The organism is Dyadobacter sp. LHD-138 (genome assembly GCF_030929615.1).
In the GTDB taxonomy this organism is placed as follows: domain Bacteria; phylum Bacteroidota; class Bacteroidia; order Cytophagales; family Spirosomataceae; genus Dyadobacter.
On record NZ_JAVFVU010000001.1, the window covers coordinates 189,325 to 207,461 of the forward strand.

12 protein-coding genes, 2 tRNA genes and 1 pseudogene are annotated in these 18,137 nt (G+C 43.5%); 6 read left to right on the forward strand and 9 right to left on the reverse strand.

Annotated elements, in window-relative coordinates:
• Positions 1–20 precede the first annotated feature (20 nt).
• Complete coding sequence (locus RB622_RS00785; protein WP_308044569.1) at positions 21–3,167, reverse strand: TonB-dependent receptor; 3,147 nt, start codon at positions 3,165–3,167, stop codon at positions 21–23.
• Positions 3,168–3,521: 354 nt separating this feature from the next.
• Here RB622_RS00785 and RB622_RS00790 point away from each other — a divergent pair, with 354 nt between their 5' ends.
• Positions 3,522–7,661: a two-component regulator propeller domain-containing protein gene (locus RB622_RS00790; RefSeq protein ID WP_308044570.1), complete on the forward strand. Its 4,140-nt coding sequence runs from the start codon at positions 3,522–3,524 to the stop codon at positions 7,659–7,661.
• A gap of 117 nt (positions 7,662–7,778) precedes the next feature.
• On the opposite strand, the gene RB622_RS00795 is transcribed toward RB622_RS00790, so the two are convergent.
• From RB622_RS00795 to RB622_RS00805, 4 genes and pseudogenes are all read right to left on the reverse strand, one after another.
• Positions 7,779–8,345: a hypothetical protein gene (locus tag RB622_RS00795; RefSeq protein WP_308044571.1), complete on the reverse strand. Its 567-nt coding sequence runs from the start codon at positions 8,343–8,345 to the stop codon at positions 7,779–7,781.
• Between the two features lie 454 nt (positions 8,346–8,799).
• Positions 8,800–9,057, reverse strand: a pseudogene (locus RB622_RS30265) (hypothetical protein); the annotation flags it as partial.
• Positions 9,058–9,210: 153 nt separating this feature from the next.
• Positions 9,211–9,284 (reverse strand) — tRNA-Asp (locus tag RB622_RS00800).
• A 25-nt stretch (positions 9,285–9,309) separates the two neighbouring features.
• A tRNA-Asp gene (locus RB622_RS00805) sits at positions 9,310–9,386 on the reverse strand.
• Positions 9,387–9,546: 160 nt separating this feature from the next.
• Between RB622_RS00805 and RB622_RS00810 the strand changes: the two genes are divergently transcribed.
• The 4 genes from RB622_RS00810 to radC all read left to right on the forward strand — a co-directional run bounded on the left by RB622_RS00810 (position 9,547) and on the right by radC (position 14,024).
• Positions 9,547–10,647 carry a Nif3-like dinuclear metal center hexameric protein gene (locus RB622_RS00810; RefSeq protein WP_308044572.1) on the forward strand — a complete coding sequence of 367 codons (1,101 nt, stop codon included), beginning with the start codon at positions 9,547–9,549 and terminating at the stop codon, positions 10,645–10,647.
• A 106-nt stretch (positions 10,648–10,753) separates the two neighbouring features.
• Positions 10,754–11,500 (forward strand): C4-type zinc ribbon domain-containing protein, encoded by a 747-nt coding sequence (locus RB622_RS00815; RefSeq protein ID WP_308044573.1) that lies wholly within the window; start codon positions 10,754–10,756, stop codon positions 11,498–11,500.
• A 253-nt stretch (positions 11,501–11,753) separates the two neighbouring features.
• The gene (locus RB622_RS00820; protein ID WP_308044574.1) at positions 11,754–13,256 is read left to right on the forward strand and encodes a hypothetical protein; all 1,503 of its coding nucleotides are present in this window, start codon (positions 11,754–11,756) and stop codon (positions 13,254–13,256) included.
• A gap of 63 nt (positions 13,257–13,319) precedes the next feature.
• Positions 13,320–14,024 (forward strand): RadC family protein, encoded by a 705-nt coding sequence (gene radC, locus RB622_RS00825; RefSeq protein WP_308044575.1) that lies wholly within the window; start codon positions 13,320–13,322, stop codon positions 14,022–14,024.
• On the opposite strand, the gene RB622_RS00830 is transcribed toward radC, so the two are convergent.
• The 4 genes from RB622_RS00830 to RB622_RS00845 form a co-directional block, all read right to left on the reverse strand.
• A complete protein-coding gene (locus RB622_RS00830) occupies positions 14,025–14,831 on the reverse strand; it encodes a DUF3298 domain-containing protein (protein WP_308044576.1) in 807 nt (268 codons plus the stop codon).
• Between the two features lie 109 nt (positions 14,832–14,940).
• Positions 14,941–15,675: a response regulator gene (locus RB622_RS00835; protein WP_308044577.1), complete on the reverse strand. Its 735-nt coding sequence runs from the start codon at positions 15,673–15,675 to the stop codon at positions 14,941–14,943.
• Between the two features lie 105 nt (positions 15,676–15,780).
• Entirely contained in the window at positions 15,781–16,833 is a 1,053-nt protein-coding gene (locus RB622_RS00840; RefSeq protein ID WP_308044578.1) for a histidine kinase, read from the reverse strand.
• Between the two features lie 102 nt (positions 16,834–16,935).
• Complete coding sequence (locus RB622_RS00845) at positions 16,936–17,580, reverse strand: histidine phosphatase family protein (protein WP_308044579.1); 645 nt, start codon at positions 17,578–17,580, stop codon at positions 16,936–16,938.
• An 85-nt stretch (positions 17,581–17,665) separates the two neighbouring features.
• Here RB622_RS00845 and RB622_RS00850 point away from each other — a divergent pair, with 85 nt between their 5' ends.
• The gene (locus RB622_RS00850; protein WP_308044580.1) at positions 17,666–18,091 is read left to right on the forward strand and encodes a hotdog fold thioesterase; all 426 of its coding nucleotides are present in this window, start codon (positions 17,666–17,668) and stop codon (positions 18,089–18,091) included.
• Positions 18,092–18,137: the final 46 nt, after the last annotated feature.

An 18,137-nucleotide genomic window follows, 5' to 3' on the forward strand; every position in this document is an offset into this window, starting at 1 on the left:
TCTTGATAAAAGATTCAATGTCAAAATCCTACACTCAAACCCACTTGTAAGGTCCTGGGCTGTGGATACATCCCATAGTCGATCCCATTGATCAGCTGTGTTCCCGAATCGGTAGATGATCCGTTCACCCCAATTTCAGGATCCAGCCCCGAGTACTTGGTAAAAGTCAGCAGGTTGGTCGCCGAAACATAAAAGCGCGCTTTTGTGATCGTTTCCCTGGTCAGTGCCGAAAGTATCTTGGCTGGTATCGTGTAACCGATGCTGATATTTTTAATCCGCATATAAGATCCGCTTTCGATAAAACGATCGCTCGAACGGCTGTTGTTGTTTGGATCACCGCTTATTGCCCTTGGCACGTCTGTGTTGGTATTACTTGATGTCCAGGCATTTAACACGTCCGTTCCGGCATTAAACAACCGTAACATCCCCTGTTCAATAACCTTTGTTCCATTGTAGATCTTATTGCCCTGCACACCCTGCAGATACAATGTGAAATCGAAGTTTTTAAAGCTTCCACCAAAATTAGCACCGTAGCTGAATTTTGGTATAAAACTGCCATTATAAGCCCTGTCAGAAGCATCGATTTTACCATCGCCATTCAAATCTTTAAACCTGATATCTCCTGGTGCAGCCTGATCCTGATACTTGGTCTTGTCATCCCCATCCAGCGCATTGGCAGCGTTGATTTCAGCATGGTTCTGGAAAATACCGTCTACCTGCCATCCAAAGAAGGATTGAATCGGATGTCCTGTTTCGGTTTTAGTGATATCAAAGCCTCCGAAATCTGAATTGGCACCTGAGAAGAGCGTAGCGCTCGGAGTAGCAAGGCTCAGCACTTTGTTTCTGGTTATATCAAGATTAGCAGAAGCATTCCACTTGAAATCACCGTCGTTTTTACTGTAACCCAGTTGGAATTCGTACCCCCAGTTTTTCATGCTTCCAATGTTGGACAAAGGTGAGGTCGAGTAACCCACAGAATTGGGGATCGGTACCTGGAGCAATAGTCCGTCGGTATTCCTCTTGTAGGTTTCGGCCGTGAATGTGACGCTGTTGTTAAATAACGCCAGGTCAATCCCTAAGTTGGTCATGGTAGTGCTTTCCCATTTCAGCTGCGTATTGGCCAGGGAACTAAAATACGAGCCTAGTACTTTGTTTCCGCCAAATACATAATTACTGTTATCCGCCGAAACCAGGGATTGCCACGCATAGCTACCGATCCCGTTAAAACCAGTCTGTCCGTAGCTGGCCCGGATTTTCAGTTCAGAGATCTGTGGGACCGATTTCAGGAATTCCTCCTCGCTGATGCGCCATCCCAATGACAGCGATGGAAAGGTACCCCATTTGTTTCCTGGTGCGAAGCGGGACGAACCGTCACGGCGAATGGAGCCGCTCAACAGGTATTTTCCTGCATATTCGTAGTTCAGACGTCCTACATAAGAAATCAGTGAGCTTTCGTCCAGTGAGCTGGTGGCAGTTGGATTGGATACCCCCTGCAATTCATCGATATCGTTATTGGGTCGGTATCCGGACCCGTTCAGCGTATTGGCACGAAAAGTTTGCTTGTCCACAATTGCAGTGACATTCAGTTGGTGTTTGCCAAAAGTTTTTTCAAAGGTCAGCTGATTGGTCAGTACCGGCGAAAAATAGTTGGTACGGCTGTCGCGGATTTCATATTGGGAGCGCGATTTGAACCCATCATTATAAATAGGGAACCGATTGGTGGTGGTCGCTGAAACTACATCTGCGCCAAAGCTAAAACGGTATTTCAGGAAGCTGGCTATTTTTACCTCGGCAAAAATAGAGCCCAGCAATTTCAAACGCTGATTACGGGTAACATCCATCAATGCAATGCGGACCGGGTTATCCGGATCACTACCATCGGCTGCTGTCGGCGAGCTGTAACCACCTGGTTTAGTAGGATCTGTAACAGGCCAGTAAGGCAGGTTCCGTATCATTTGCATCACTGCGGTACGGCCTCCGCCAAACCCTTGTTCTCCGCGTGATTTATCGTAGGAAACGGTTAATGTCTGGCCAATGTTCAGAAATTTGGTAACCTGGTGATCCGAATTAAGACGAACGTTCGCACGCTTGTAATTGGTCCCAATTAAAATACCTTCCTGGTCAAAATAACCCGCAGAAGTAAAGAAACGAGAAACATTATTGCCTCCGGAGACCGATATCTGATGCTGCTGAATCGGTGCGCTGCGAAACATAACGTCCTGCCAGTTGGTATGCGTTTGCGCGAAAGTCTGCGTAGCACCCTGGTAAACAGGCTGGTTCAGGTCAGACAGTCTGCCCGGCATGGCAATGCCAGCATTTCCAAGCAGTGCCGTCGCATATTGAATGTATTGATCCGTATTAAGGACATCAAGTTTTTTCCAGGCGGATTGTGTGCCAAAATAGGTGTCCAGGTTAACATGTAACTTACCGTCTTTCGACCCTTTTTTGGTTGTAATAATGATCACACCATTGGATGCTCTCGAACCGTAGATCGCCGCCGAGCTCGCATCCTTCAATACCTCCAGTGATTCAATGTCCTTAGGATCCAGGTTGTTCAGATCACCTGCCGGGATCCCGTCAATCACGTAAAGAGGGCCCGACGCGTAGTTAATAGAGCCGATACCCCTTATACGTACAATAGGAGTTTGGCCGGGACTACCATTATTGACAACCCGTACACCAGGCACACGTCCCTGCAAAGCCTGCTCTGCACTGATAACCGGTAATGCAGTCAGTTCTTTTGGTGACACCGAAGAAACTGCTCCGGTAAGTGAGGATTTCTTTTGTGTGCCATACCCGATGACGACAATTTCTTCCAAAGCCTGGTTCTCGGCGGATAGCACAATATCAATCCTGGTTTTTGTCCCCACTAGTACTTCCTGCTTTTTAAAGCCTATAAAACTAAATACGAGTACACTGCTTTCAGAAGGAACAATAAGCGAATAATCCCCTTTCGCGTCTGTGGTTGTTCCTATACTACTCCCTTTTAAAGTAACATTCACTCCTGATAAGGTCTCTCCGTTGTCAGCGGTCACCTTCCCTACTATTTGTTGGTCTGCACTTTTTGCGGCACACACAGCCTGTATTGACAGCACCAGCAGCAAGCCGAACGACCAGCTCAACCAACTTTCCCTAAAAAGAGAAAGGATTTGTAGACAATTCTTCATAGATTAAATGTTAAATGTTAAAACGACACCTATTAAACAATGCAAAAAAAACTTTTCGGGATACTCCCGTCCGCATAGTATTGACAAATGCCCGCCTCTACCGAGATCGTCCGGCAACCTTTGACAAATTTTTCAGCGATTATGCTCAAAATGACAATATATTTTTCGACTGCTGTGCTTCTGTATTATTAGAGATAATGACCTGTCATTTTTCCGATAATATTTTTAACTAACCGCTGAACAAATGTAGATCAACCAGGGAGTTTGAAGTGAGAACATTTGTAAAAACAAATGTAACAAATGTTCAAAATGTGTCTATTTCATAAAAAATCAGGTATAAAATTGGACAGTACGATGCCAATTCCTCAAAAGAAGGTGTTTTTAACCATTGTCATTCTGGTGATATTCTGTATCGGTTCTGGTAGCCCGGTCAACGCCAAAGACGACCAGCCTAAGTTCACCGCGCTTACTTCCATGGATGGGTTATCATCTAACACAGTGCATACGATTTTGAAAGACCGCTATGGCTTACTCTGGTTTGGTACCGACGATGGCCTCAATAAATATGATGGGACCGAATTCACTGTTTACAGACACAACCAGGCAGATCCGGCAAGTTTACGATCAAACGATATTTCTACACTTCATGAAGATAAATTGGGCCAGATCTGGATTGGCTCAGTTCAAGGTTCTCTTCATTTATACAACCGTCGGAAAGATAACTTCATTCGTATTAATGCCAACGACATCGTCACTGCAATAACCAGTGACCACACGGGGAAAATATGGGTTGCAACCAGTTCGGGGCTGCTTACAGTGAATCCGGTAACGCACAGGATAACCCGGTTCAATCAGCGTCCGGGTGTTGCCGGCCAGATTGCAAACGGACAAATTCTTAGTTTGTTTGCAGACTCAAAGGAGCAAATGTGGATTGGCACCGAGACAGGGCTGTACCGATTTGATTTCAAAACCGGCCGCTTTTTACATCTCAACTACGAGCATAGCACGCTCCAGGCAAACGGTGGCAGTTTTGTAAAAACCATCTCAGGTGACAAGCTCGGCAACATATGGGTCGGGACATCCAATGGCTTGCATAAGCTCACAGCAGACGGAAATCTGCTTCAGACTTTCAGGTATCAGGTAAACAATGAAAAAACAATCAGCAGCAATATGATTTATGCGATTGCCGCAGAAAATCAACAAAAGCTATGGATCTGTACAGATGGTGGACTGAACCTGATGGATATCCGCACCGGAAATGTGACCAGGTACGCCCCTGACACACGAACCCCTTTCAGCCTGACAAATAAATCGGTTCGTAGTATTCTCATTGACAAGCAGGGTATTTTCTGGCTGGGTACTTATAAGGGGGGGATCAACAAGTATGACAGAAACTTTACGATTTTCGGCCTCTATCGTTCAGATCCGCATGATCCTTATAGCTTAAGCGCTCCATTTGTTACATCATTTGCAGAAAAAAAGGATGGCGACATTTTTGTCGGCACAGACGGAGGCGGATTAAACCTCTACCATCGCCAAACAAACCTGTTTACTAAAATCCCTGTTCATCCCAAAAACAAACTTGCTTCTCCCGGTCTGGCCATCATGTCCCTGGAAATGTCCTCTCCTGACCGTTTGTGGATAGGGACTTTTCAGGACGGACTTTTTGCACTCAATCCATCCAACGGTCATTATCAGCAGTTTACACAAGGTAAAACCGCATCCTCACTGAATAATAATGACATTTTCTGTATGACAACCGATACGCAGGGCAGGCTATGGATTGGGACGAATGGAGGCGGAGTCAATCTGTTCGACCCAAGGACACAACATTTTTCCCGGTATTTCGATCCGGCCACGCCGCTCCAGAAGCGTGAGATTCCGCTCAATGGTTATATCAGGGCTATTCATCAGGATAAACGCGGTAAAATTTGGATCGCTTCGCATGGTACTGGTTTGGCAATCTATGATCCTGAACGAAAAAAATCAATTCTTCTCGACAAACAAAGCAGCAACCTGCCAGGCAACGTTGTGCTTTCTATCCATGAGGACCGCAAAGGCAATATCTGGATTGGTACCGGCGGTGAAGGGCTGGCCATGTTCAACGAAAAAACGCGCAGATTCTCCGTTTTTGCCCACAAGGAAGGCCTTCCTAACGGCGTAGTCCATAAGATTCTTGAAGATGCGCAGGGCCGTATCTGGGTTAGTACCAATCAGGGGGTCAGTTATCTTGATCCTGCAACAAAAAGCTTCGTCAACTTTACGCAGTACAATGGCCTTCAAAACTACACTTTTGTCCTCGGAGCCGGCATCCGTACACGAGACAACTTGTTGTTCTTTGGCGGCATTCAGGGTTTCAATTACCTGGACACCGGTACACTCAGGCAAAAAAATAACGAGATGCCTATCATTTTAAAGGAATTAAGAGCTGGCAACAAAATCATAACCCCATCTGATTCCTTGATTATCAGCGAACACATCTCCATTGCAAAATCCATTCATCTGGAATACAAACAGAATTTCTCTATCTCCTACGCGGAGCTCAATTATTCGGATCCGCTACAAACAGTGTTTCGCTATCGTCTGGAAGGCTTGGACGGCGAATGGCACCAGGCTGGTTTTTCCAAAACCGCCAGCTATACCAACCTGAGCCCGGGCACCTACACATTCAAAGTTCAGGCCAGAAATTACAAAGGGATTTGGAACGAACCCGGTACAACAATCAAGGTCGTTGTCAGCCCCCCATTTTACATGACGCTTTATGCTTATCTTTTCTATTTCACAGCATTTTTCGGCCTGTTATTTCTGATCAGGCACAAGGGTATCCAAAGGCTTAAAAATAAATTCAGCCAAGAGCGACACGATAGGGAAATAGAACGCCAAAGGGAATTGGACGAAATGAAGATCAAATTTCTTACCAATTTAAGCCATGAGCTCAGAACGCCTATTTCGTTGATTCTTGCGCCGCTAGATCACCTATTAAACAAAAGCGCGCCGATCGACAAAGCTCAATATGTGAAGGGAATCAAGCGCAATGCAAAGCGCCTGCTTAATCTGGTAGACCAGCTACTGGATTTTAAAAGCTTACAGGAGCACGAATTGAAACTTGACAGTCGCCGTGGGGAAATTGTCTCCTTTATCAAGGAAACGGCTGAATCTTTCCGTTATCTATCTCAAACAAATGGCATTGAATTCATAGTCGATAGTCAAATTGAGAGCCTGTACATGGACTTCGATGCGAATAAAATCGAACGCGTAATCCTGAACTTGCTTTCCAATGCTTTTAAGCATACACCCAAAAAAGGCAGGATAACGCTCTCTATATTAAAATCCGAAGATACCCATGCACAGCAGTGCCTTTACATTCAAGTATCCGATACTGGCATTGGAATTCCCTCTGATAAGCATGAGCTGATTTTCGAACGATTTTTTCAGCATGATTCTCCGTCAAATGTATTGAATCAGGGAAGTGGGATCGGTCTGTCCATTGTAAAAGAATTCGTCCAGCTGCACAAAGGATCTATCATTGTCGAGAGTGAGCCGGGACATGGAAGCGTATTTACCGTCTGTCTTCCACACCACAGCCCGGAAGCTGTCCTGACTCCACCACCGATCAAACCCATGTCAGTCACCGCTAACGACTCCTCTGAATCCATAGCCGGTCAGGTATCACTTCCTACCTTTCAAGGGCAAACCAATGGTTCGGCCGACATCCTTGTCATTGAAGACAATGAGGAATTTCGTTCCTATCTGAAAGAAAATCTGCAAACCTTCTATCGGGTTATCGAAGCTTCAAACGGAGTCGAGGGCTGGCAAAAAGCGCTCAGTCAACACCCGGAAATAATTATCAGTGATATCACAATGCCTGAAATGGATGGAATCCTGCTTAGTCAGAAAATCAAATCTGACAAGCGTACTGCTCATATACCGGTGATACTGCTGACCGCATCGACGGGCGAGGAACAGGAACTTCGCGGATTAAATTCAGGTGCTAACGACTATCTGACCAAGCCATTCAACTTTGACATTCTCAAAGCCAAAATCAATAATCTGCTTTTGCTTAGCCGGCTTTTAAAAAGTACATACACCCGACATATCGACGTTACCCGACCAGAGCCGCAGGTATTGTCAGGTAACCAGAAGTTGCTGACAAATATTCTGGCCTATATTGACAAAAATCTCGATAACAGCCCGCAACTCGGTGTTGAAAAGCTAAGCAAGCAGCTGGGCATGAGCAGGGGGACCCTCTACAACAAGCTCCTGGAAATTACGGGTCAGACCCCTGTCGAGTTTATAAGGACCGTTAAGCTGGAAAAGGCGGCTATATTATTGGAAAAAAGCGATTTGAATGTCTCCCAGATCTCTTATGCAGCCGGATTTGCTACGCCCAATTATTTCGCCAGATCATTTAAGGCAAAATTCAACATGCTTCCATCGGAATATATGAATGCAAAACGAAAATGCGAGCCCGCACCAGGCAAACAACTCCTTTGATTTTTGATGCGGTTAGTTTTTGAGGCTGTCAATAACTGAGCCTGCAAAATTGAGACAATTTTCATGTCTCAATTTATCCCCGTTAAGAAAAAAGCATATATGTATTTCATAATTTACTTAGCAACCGCCTTTGCGAGGGGCACGTTTATAAATTATTTTACTATCCCGTTCTACATAGTCGCCCGATACTATTGGATATGAATACTTGGGCGCGTGCGATACATTATGGCTTCGTATCATTATTTTCTCGTTAACTTTCAGGCTATGCAATTGCTTAAATTCATTGTTAAAGTTCAAAAAATTCTTGTCAGACTTTTCCGGCCCAAAACTAAGAATATAATCGTCACCATTAATCATGACCATCACTCCGAAACCTAATCGTGAGCCTGGCGGAAGAGAAAGAGAGGTTACAACAGCCTCCATATTGGTAAAAGCACTTATATGCTTCCTTATTTTAGCTTCACTGGCATACACTTTTTTACCTGCGGGAGACGCTTCCCATTTTTTGTAATTTATACCATCAGGGGTAGCCTCCCATTTTTTCAATGCAGCTTTCCTTTCAGCAGCAGAGAGTGGCTTTGAGGTTGGCTTTTTCGAAGCTTCATTTTTAATTTCACGATTAGCAAATACCAATCCACTTACCACAACCAGCGCTAAGATTAGCGCATAAATAATTTTTTTCATGTTTTTTATAGGTTTAATTAAAATAAATCTGTATCCTGATAAATCAGATCCGTTTAAGGCATTCTTTTTATTTACAAGGATTTCAACCACAGCGGTGGGCCGCCACTGCGATGGTCGCAAAGCTAAAAGTTTCTATCCTGTCGTCTGTTAATGACCTGTAAAAGAATGTTAACGAAACGTAAAAGCTGCTTTTACAGACTGTTATGGATTTTGGCCTCTAAGTAGTTGGATATACTGTACAATAATGTTGCCTATACAACTGTCTTACAAAAACCTGGTTTCTTGAAACATTATTCGAAAAGTGCTCTTGAAATCAGAAATGAATGCTTATCTCAGCGAATTATAAGTGACGAATTCTGATGCGGTCAAGACAAAGATTAATATCATCGGTGAAGAACAAAATCAGATCGACTGTATTTTCTTGATTGAATGGGGCGATTGAGCGCAAGTGCCCCTAGTCTGATTCAAATCCTAGATTTAGTTCCGGGGCGAAATCTTCTTTGTTGAATAGAAATTCCCGGATGCGCTGGTTGCTGGTCATCGAGGCTATATCTTGGTAATTCGCAAAACCACGCTTATTGTATTGAATTACCTCCCCTTGTTTTAGGATTTGTCTTGGCTTGCCTTTTTCCTGGTACCAGGCAGTTCCAGAAAGCACTACGATTACCTGTCTTTCTGCATGAGAATGCCAGATCGTTCTGGCCCCCTTACCAAAACATACTCTTAGAACACTAGACTATTCTTTTTGAAATATTTGGTCCTCAAAGGTAAGATCAATATAACCCATGTTCGGGGAGATTAATATTTTGGCAGCGAAAAGCTTCACGCAAAAACAAAAAAAGCCCAGATTTCTCTGAGCTTTTTGCGGTCTGGACGGGACTCGAACCCGCGACCCCATGCGTGACAGGCATGTATTCTAACCAACTGAACTACCAAACCAATAGCTTCAATCTTTCAATAAACTTGGCGGTCTGGACGGGACTCGAACCCGCGACCCCATGCGTGACAGGCATGTATTCTAACCAACTGAACTACCAAACCAAGTCATTTCCACCCGTCGTTCCGAGTGATTGTGGTGCAAAACTAGTATTTTTATTCTTCATTACAATACCCTAGACAAATAAAATGTTAGTTAATTTGTAAATAATTTTTCAAAAAACCAAATTCATTCTGGCTATCAAACAGTTGGAAGATAAAAAAAATGACAAAAATTAAGCAGATCACGCAACAACTGGAAAAACTTGCCCCTGCCCCCTATCAGGAAAGTTATGATAATGCAGGACTACTGGTGGGAGATCCGCAAACAGTTGTGACCGGCGTGTTATTCTCTTTGGATGTTACCGAGCAGGTCGTAGAAGAAGCCATAGCAAAAAACTGTAATCTGATCGTCGCGCATCATCCGATTGTCTTTAAAGGCCTAAAAAAACTTAATGGTACTAATTACGTCGAGCGGACCGTGATCAAAGCCATCAGGCATGATGTGGCTATTTACGCCATTCATACAAACCTCGACCACGTCACCAATGGCGTGAACTGGAAAATAGCGGAAAGACTGGGTCTGACCAATGTGAAAGTCCTCGCCCCTAAAAAACAGCTGCTCTTTAAGCTGACTTTTTTTGTCCCAATAGAAAATTCTCAAAAGGTGCTGGATGCCTTGTTTGAAGCAGGTGCCGGTACGATCGGACAATATAAAAATTGTAGTTTCCGCACTGAAGGGACCGGCACTTTCCAGCCCAGTGACCTGGCCAACCCGGTGATCGGAACCAGGGGCATTAAAGAGGAGGTCAGCGAACACCGGGTTGAGGTTATGTTTCCGGCCTATCTGGAATCCTCTATTCTGAAGACTTTAAAGGACAATCATCCCTATGAAGAGGTCGCCTATTATCTGCAGGCGCTTGAAAATGAGAACCAGGAAGTTGGCGCCGGAGCCGTGGGCGAACTGGCCGAAGCGATGGATCCGGAAGATTTTTTGTATTTTGTAAAAAAACAGATGCAGACACCGCTAATCAAACATACGGTTCCTTTAAACAAGAAAATAAAACGCGTAGCAGTTTGTGGTGGCGCCGGAAGTTTTTTGTTACCAAATGCAATAAAGGCTCAGGCTGACGTTTTTATTACCGCAGACTATAAGTACCATGAATTTTTTGATGCGGATAATCGCATTATGATCTGCGATATCGGCCATTTTGAAAGCGAAGTATTTACGAAAGATTTATTATACAACTATTTATCAGGAATTTTTAGTAATTTCGCACTCTGTTTGTCAGAAGTCAATACTAATCCGGTACGATATTACGCCTAGAAACAAGTTTCTGAGCTGGTTAGTACTCTAAATAGTGAGAAGAAGAGATTCAGCTTTAAGTCCCACTCATATAATACGCATTGAAACAAGTCCATTAAAGACATACATGGAAAATACAATCGCACAAAAATTAGACGCTCTCCTGAAACTTCAGGAAATTGATTCAAGCCTGGACGAAATCAGAAAAACCCGTGGCGATCTTCCCGAAGAAGTTAGAGATCTGGAAGACGAAATCATCGGTTTTGAAACGAGAATAGGAAAATTCAAAAGCGAAATCGCTGCCTTAAATGCCGAAATTGATAACTTCAAAGGTGCACAAAAGGATGGTGAAAAACTGATCAAAAAATACAAGGATCAGCAGATGAATGTTCGCAATAACCGTGAATATGACGCTATCACCAAAGAAATTGAATTGCAGGAACTTGATATGCAATTGGCTGACAAGAAAATCAACGAAGCCAAAGCGCGTATCAGATTGATCGAAGATGATGCTAATCGTGCAGAATCTACTTTGAATGAAAGAAATGAAGATTTAAAAGCTAAAAAAGGCGAACTTTCTTTGATCACCAGCGAAAGCGAATCAGAAGAAAAAGGACTTTTAGGCGAACGTGAAAAGCATATCAAAAAAATCGAAGATCGTTTATTGAAATCTTATCAGAAAATTCGTGATAACTCAATGAACGGCCTTGCCGTTGTACACGTATCGCGCGGTGCCTGCGGAGGATGTTTCAGCATCGTTCCTCCACAAAGACAAGCGGATATTCGTGAGCGCAAAAAACTGATCGTTTGCGAACATTGCGGAAGAATCCTGGCTGACGTAGAAAGCGTTGAACCAGTTCACCAACGCCGCTAGATCTTAACAATTTTGTATTTACAAAAAGGTTGTCTTCCACAAGGCAACCTTTTTGCTTTTAGCTTCACCCTTCACGTATCACCCGCATTTTGCGTCGTTACTTTCAATTCAGAAAGTAACAAAACACTTCAAAACATAGCTGATTTAGCAGATAATTACCTATCCTGAATTTCTGTGCTTAAATTTGCGGAGTCGGGTTGAAAAAACATCTGGCGAAATCTGATCAAAATTATTCATCATCGGCAATCATCCATTGAAAATATCACGCTTCCTCATAATACTTTTTTTTCTGCTGCTCAACCATACACTGAAAGCAGAAGAAGCCACAAATGACGTAATCTTCACCCCGAAACTGCAAAAAGCCTATTTCGAAATTCAAAAGTTACGAATCGAATCGGCCCGTGATTTAATTAATGAAGAACGAAAAATAAATCCGGACAACGGACTCATTCAATATCTGGACAATTACGCAGACCTGCACTATCTTTTGATCTCCGAGGATAAAAGTGCTTTTAAGGCCTGGAGTAAAAACGAAGACTTAAGGCTTGCGGCGTTGGCCAAACTTCCGAACTCCTCTCCTTACAAGCGTTTTTTTCAGGCAGAAATCCGCCTACACTGGGCTTTTGCAAAAATGAAGTTTGGCAACGAAGCCAGCGCATCCTGGGATGTGATCAAAGCTTACCGGATCGCAGAAGAAAATCAAAAGAGGTTTCCAAATTTCCGTCCGAATTTAAAAACATTAGGACTGCTGCATGTTTTGATCGGTTCGGTGCCCGATAATTACACTTGGGTAACTAAAATTCTTGGACTGAAAGGTGATATTAAACTGGGCATTCAGGAAATACAACTTGTTGAGCGAGAAGAACCTTTTTTTAAACAGGAAACCCAACTTATCAATCTTTTGCTGCATGCCTACACGTTACAGCTCAGTGAAGAACAAAAGACCTTGCTCAAACAACTGCCCAAAAATCAGCCTGACAATTTACTATTGCATTTTTTTGCCACCACCATTTTGATGAAGGAAGGAAAAAGTGAAGAGGCACTTTACTATCTCAATCACGCGCCCAACAGCGATGACTATATCGCATTTCCTTTTCTTGATTACCTGCGGGGTGAAATAGCCCTTCAAAAAGGAAAATATGATATTGCTTTCTTTTTTTACAACAAATTCCAAAAGCGCTACAAAGGATTCAACTATATCAAAGACAGCAATCTAAAAATGTTCATGAGCCGGTGGCTGGCCAATCGGGATACGGCTGCGGCGCAGTATATCAAACTGGCTGGCAGTACGGGCAGTACGATCATTGAAGGCGATAAATTTGCGCAGAGACTGTCGGAGGAATATGAGGAAGGTAAACTTTTACCCGAACAAAAAATCCTTTACAAAGCGCGTTATGCTACCGACGGCGGATACCTGGCCGAAGCCTGGGATTTCATCGATAATTACACAGAAAAATCATTTCACACGCCTACCGATAAGGCCGAGCTGAATTACAGAAAAGGCCGGATATTACAAAAAATGGATCAGATTGAACGCGCCATGCCTTACTATGACCGCGCCATTTATCTGACGCAAAACACTTCATTTACCTTCGGACCTTCGGCGGCGCTTCAAATGGGGTATATCATGCGGGATAAAAACCAGAATACAGTAGCAGTGAATTATTTCAAAAAAGCGATGGCTTTTAAAAAACATGAATATAAAAACAGTATCGATAATAAGGCAAAAGCCGCATTGACCGAACTCGGTCAGTAAGATTTCCAGCCTGTTTTCATGACCTGCGCTTCGGTTTTCCGTCATAGAATTAAACAACACGCTATGTCCGAAGACAACCCGTACAATCCCAGAAAAATACTCAGCTGGGCAGAAGAAGACCGCCCTCGTGAAAAACTGATGCGCAAAGGCCGAGCGGCGCTCTCAGATGCAGAACTTATCGCCATTCTGATCGGTTCGGGTACCGTTTCCCTTTCCGCGGTCGATGTGGCGAAAGGTGTTATGAATTCGGTCAGCAACAATATTAACGAGCTCGCCCGACAAGGCATCCAGGATCTGACCAAAAATAAAGGCATCGGCGAGGCCAAAGCCATCACGATCATGGCTGCGCTGGAACTTGGGCGCAGGCGCACAGACCTTTTGCAAAACCAGCGTCGTCATATCAAATCCTCCGTTGATATCTACAACGAGATGAAACCGCACCTGATGGATAAATTCCACGAAGAATTCTGGATTGTCATGTTAAACCGCGCCAATGAGGTTATCAAATCGGTGGCAGTCAGCATTGGCGGAATTTCCGGAACCGTCTGTGACCCTAAAATCATTTTTAAACATGCACTGGAAAACGCAGCGAGCGGAATCGTTCTGGTTCATAACCATCCTTCGGGGCAGCTCAAAGCCAGCAATGCGGATATTAATCTCACGGCACAATTAAAACAGGCAGGCCAAATACTTGACCTGCCTGTGCTTGACCATGTCATTTTCGCAGACAAAGGTTTTTACAGTTTTGTCGACGATGGAATATTTTGACTAAAAGATAAGCTCCTTTTTTACAATGCCTTCCAGCTCTCCATAGGGTATCGTGAAAGTTACGGCCCCACGCGCATAGGCTGCGATTTCGTAAGGGTTATAGTAAAAAAATACTCCTTCTTTTGTAAAAGCATAATTGGCGGGAAGAAAGAACTTGTGGTCGGCAAGAAAATAACCAGCATCTTCCAGATTTGTCGTATCGGCTATTTTTTCCAGTTTGCGAAATGCAGTTTCTGCCTTTTTTAGCAACGCAACAGAATCCGAAACAAAGGTTTTTACATTTTTTTCAGCTCCTGTTTTCACATCAAACACATAATAAGAACGGAAACTGTTGGGATGTGCACCGCCGGTAAAAGCAAAATGATCCAACTGATACTGAACAATTTTATCAGAAATCATGACTGTATCACCTTTCACCTCAATAAACCAGCATCCGGGCGCATCCGGAAATTGGGTTTTCAGTTTTTTATAGTTCCCTGCAAATACTTCGTAAGCAGCTTTGAGATTCTTATCGGCGCCCGGCATGGCGGCAATGCTGGCAGAATCAGCTTGCTCATTGACTCTTTCAATCACTTTTCCTGATAAAAAAGTACGGATTTTTGAAGAAGCTGAATCGGATCCGGCCGGTTCCCACAGGTCAATTTTCACGGTAGCACCGTTATTGCCCGTCGTATCACATTTTCCAAATTCCGTTTTATTGAATTTTGCCTGTTTGATGGCTGTATTTATTTCTTCCTTTTGGGACGAATTACATGCTGAAAAACAAATAACACCGCTGATTATTAGAAGACCTGAGAAAAGACGCATGGTGATGAAGTGATTAATGACGTGATTTTAGTTTTCTGATTGCTTTGGTTTATTACCGGTCGGACGGAAAAAACCGTCCGACCGGCTGCTCGTGGCATGGCTTTTTCTTTTACAAACTCATCAATTCTTTAAAACGTATGGCCTGACGACGGGAAATTTCAATTTTATCACCCCCCTGTAATGTCACCAGCAAACCGCCGCTAAACCAGGGTTCAATTTTCTCTATCCAGTGCAGGTTAATGATGTGCTTGCGATTTGCCCTGAAATAGGTTCCCGAATCCAGGCGCTCTTCCAGATTATTAAGTGATTTAAGAACCAGCGGTTTTTGGTCATCAAAATGCAGACGAACATAGTTCCCCATGGATTCAAACAAACGGATCTTGCCCAGTTTTACAAACCAGCATTTTTCGCCGTCCTTGACAAACACCTGATCATTTTCCCCAAGAATTTTTTCAACGCGTTCGTGATTTGAAATTGAATTTTCAGGTATCGCCTGATTTTCTTCAATCCGCTGAATCGTATCTTTTAAACGCTCTGTATCGATTGGTTTCAGTAAATAATCCAGCGCATTGTATTCAAAAGCCTTGATTGCATATTCGTCGTAGGCTGTCGTAAAAATAACTTCCGGACTTTTCCCTTCGATCGAAGACAAAAGCTCAAAGCCATTTTTCCCCGGCATCTGAATGTCCAGAAACAGCAGCTCCGGCTGAAGATCATCGATCATCACAAGCGCCTCCTCCGCATTAGCGGCCTCCCCCACGATCTCTATTTTAGTATATGGTTCCAGTAATCTTTTCAGTTCATTTCTTGCTAGACGTTCATCATCGATAATAAGAGTTCTCATGGCGGTTTCGGAATTGTTTTATTAAATAAAAATCTTGAATTGTTATTTAAATTTGATAATCGGTGACTTGTAAAGATAATTGATCTTCTCGTTGAAACTCCAATTCTAGTCAACCTGTAAAAGCTGCATCTGATCGGATAATGTTGGAATGCGTACTTCGGAGCAAACAACGCCTTCTTTTTCCTGAAATATTCTGAACGAAGCGCCTTTACCATACAAAATCGAAAGACGCTCCGCAGTGTTTTTTAAGCCTACCCCACCCGAATCGGTGCCACCCAGATTCCCCGTATTCCGAATTCTGATAATCAGTACATCTTCTTCAATATCTGAAGTCACTTCTAAAAAACCGCCATTCATTTCTTTTGAAACGCCATGTTTGATACCGTTTTCCACCAGTGTCTGCAGCATCATCGGCGGAACCTGCCAGTAAACCGCCTGCGGGTTCGACGTGATGGTATATTTCAAACGCTCCTCATACCGCACCTTTTCCAGTTCCAGATAATCTTCAACCGTTTTCAGTTCCTCCTGTAAGTCAACCGTTTTGCGGCGGTCGGCCAGCAGCGAATTTCGTAAAATATTGGATAATTGTGTAATACTGATCTGCGCTTTGGAAGGATCCTCGTACACCAGCGCCCGGATGCTGTTTAAGGCATTGAAAGTAAAATGCGGATTAAGCTGAGAACGAAGCACTTTTGCTTCTGCTTCACGCATGGAAGTTTTCAGCATGATCTTCTCAAAATCCGTTAACCGATTTTGTTCCACGTAATGATAAACGGTATAGGAAAGTATCCAGGCCAGCAAATTTTTACACCAGCCCGCATAATAATTCCAGAAAACAAAAGGCTGGTTCATCAGATTTTCTTCCAGGATCTTTCGGTCAAGCGGAAGATTGACAATGGTCATGATCAGCCCCAAAAGCAACACCGAAAACCCAACCCGGAGGGCAAGTCTTGGCAAAGGCAAAGTGGACCAGTTCCAGCGGCGGATCACCAAGCGGTATAAATGTGTCAGCGTGATACCAAGCAGAATATTGGCAAGACTGCTGTATAAATTACTCAGGTCAAATCCATATTCGAGTGTATACAGCACAAACTCATACATAATGAGTGTGGTCCAGCCTAAAATTTGCAGCGCCCAGTATATCTTCCTTTTGGACATGTTTTAAAGTTTACAGCCGATTTATTCACAACAAAAGTATAGAACCGCTGGCAGCTTTTCGTTATAAATACATCAAAGGAATCGCACTCTTACAAACGGTTTTTAAATAGTTTGAGGTATTTCCAGCGAAAGCAGGTGCGTGGTGTCGTTTTTCACTTCAAGCTCAAATTGCTGGGTATCGTATGCATAATTGATGCGGTACAAACAAAGATTGCTGTGTTCGTAGTCGTCCATATGAATCAGAGATTCGTCAAACAAGGTCGTTAGCAGCACACGCATCGCACGGCCATGCATGGCAATCAGAATATTTCTTTCGTGCGGACGGGATAAAATCGTCTCAATCACCGTAATCTGGCGCGCACGAACCTGTACGGGGCTTTCGCCTTCCTCTGCAGCGCGGTCAAAATCACCGGCTTTCCAGGCCAGAACGAGCTCACGGTAATAAGTCGTATCACCGATATTTGGCTCCTTGCCCTCGCGAAGGCCCCAGGAAATTTCATTCAGACCCTCATAACTTTCATAAGGTATTCCCTGGCTGATGAACCCGCGGACAGATTGCTGTGTTCGCTGTAAGTTAGAAGTATATATCTTGTCAAAAGGAACATGTTGGTACGCATTAAAAAAAGCAGCGGCCTGAGCCTCTCCCCATTCGTTAAGCATAGAATCTACGCCACTTCCCTGTACAACTCCTTTACGATTAAGATCAGTTTCACCGTGGCGAATGAGATATATAGACTTTCTTTTCAAAATAATTGTATTATTTAAATATTATTTTTGCAAATACCTTGTTTTTGACTAATATAGCAGGTGCAAATTTATACAATTTTTAGATATGTTCACAACATCCCTTTCACTTGAAGCCATTCATTCTTTTAGTAAGAACACAATTGCCAGTCATTTAGGAATCGAATTCACTGAAATCGGAGCAGATTATATTGTTGCTAAAATGCCTGTAGACCATCGTACACACCAGCCATTTGGCATTTTACACGGTGGCGCATCGGTGGTGCTGGCAGAAACTTTGGGAAGTATTGCTTCGTTCTTATGTCTGAAAGATCCAGACAATCAACACGCCGTAGGTCTTGAAATCAATGCAAATCATTTGCGGTCGGCCAAAGAAGGATTTGTTTACGGGCGTGTGACCCCTATCCATGTGGGCCGGACCACTCATATCTGGGACATTAAAATTACCAATGAACAAAATAAACTGGTTTGCATCAGCAGGCTCACCGTAGCAATTGTCAATGCAAACCGCTAACTTAATTTCCTGAATCGGATGGTCGAAGCCATGCCCTATTGAGATT

Excerpts from the sequence above, each read along its gene's own strand:
- RB622_RS00785 (WP_308044569.1), bottom strand. The coding sequence starts at position 3,167 with ATGAAGAATTGTCTACAAATCCTTTCTCTTTTTAGGGAAAGTTGGTTG.
- RB622_RS00790 (WP_308044570.1), top strand. The coding sequence starts at position 3,522 with ATGCCAATTCCTCAAAAGAAGGTGTTTTTAACCATTGTCATTCTGGTG.
- RB622_RS00795 (WP_308044571.1), bottom strand. The coding sequence starts at position 8,345 with ATGAAAAAAATTATTTATGCGCTAATCTTAGCGCTGGTTGTGGTAAGT.
- RB622_RS00810 (WP_308044572.1), top strand. The coding sequence starts at position 9,547 with ATGACAAAAATTAAGCAGATCACGCAACAACTGGAAAAACTTGCCCCT.
- RB622_RS00815 (WP_308044573.1), top strand. The coding sequence starts at position 10,754 with ATGGAAAATACAATCGCACAAAAATTAGACGCTCTCCTGAAACTTCAG.
- radC (WP_308044575.1), top strand. The coding sequence starts at position 13,320 with ATGTCCGAAGACAACCCGTACAATCCCAGAAAAATACTCAGCTGGGCA.
- RB622_RS00830 (WP_308044576.1), bottom strand. The coding sequence starts at position 14,831 with ATGCGTCTTTTCTCAGGTCTTCTAATAATCAGCGGTGTTATTTGTTTT.
- RB622_RS00835 (WP_308044577.1), bottom strand. The coding sequence starts at position 15,675 with ATGAGAACTCTTATTATCGATGATGAACGTCTAGCAAGAAATGAACTG.
- RB622_RS00840 (WP_308044578.1), bottom strand. The coding sequence starts at position 16,833 with ATGTCCAAAAGGAAGATATACTGGGCGCTGCAAATTTTAGGCTGGACC.
- RB622_RS00850 (WP_308044580.1), top strand. The coding sequence starts at position 17,666 with ATGTTCACAACATCCCTTTCACTTGAAGCCATTCATTCTTTTAGTAAG.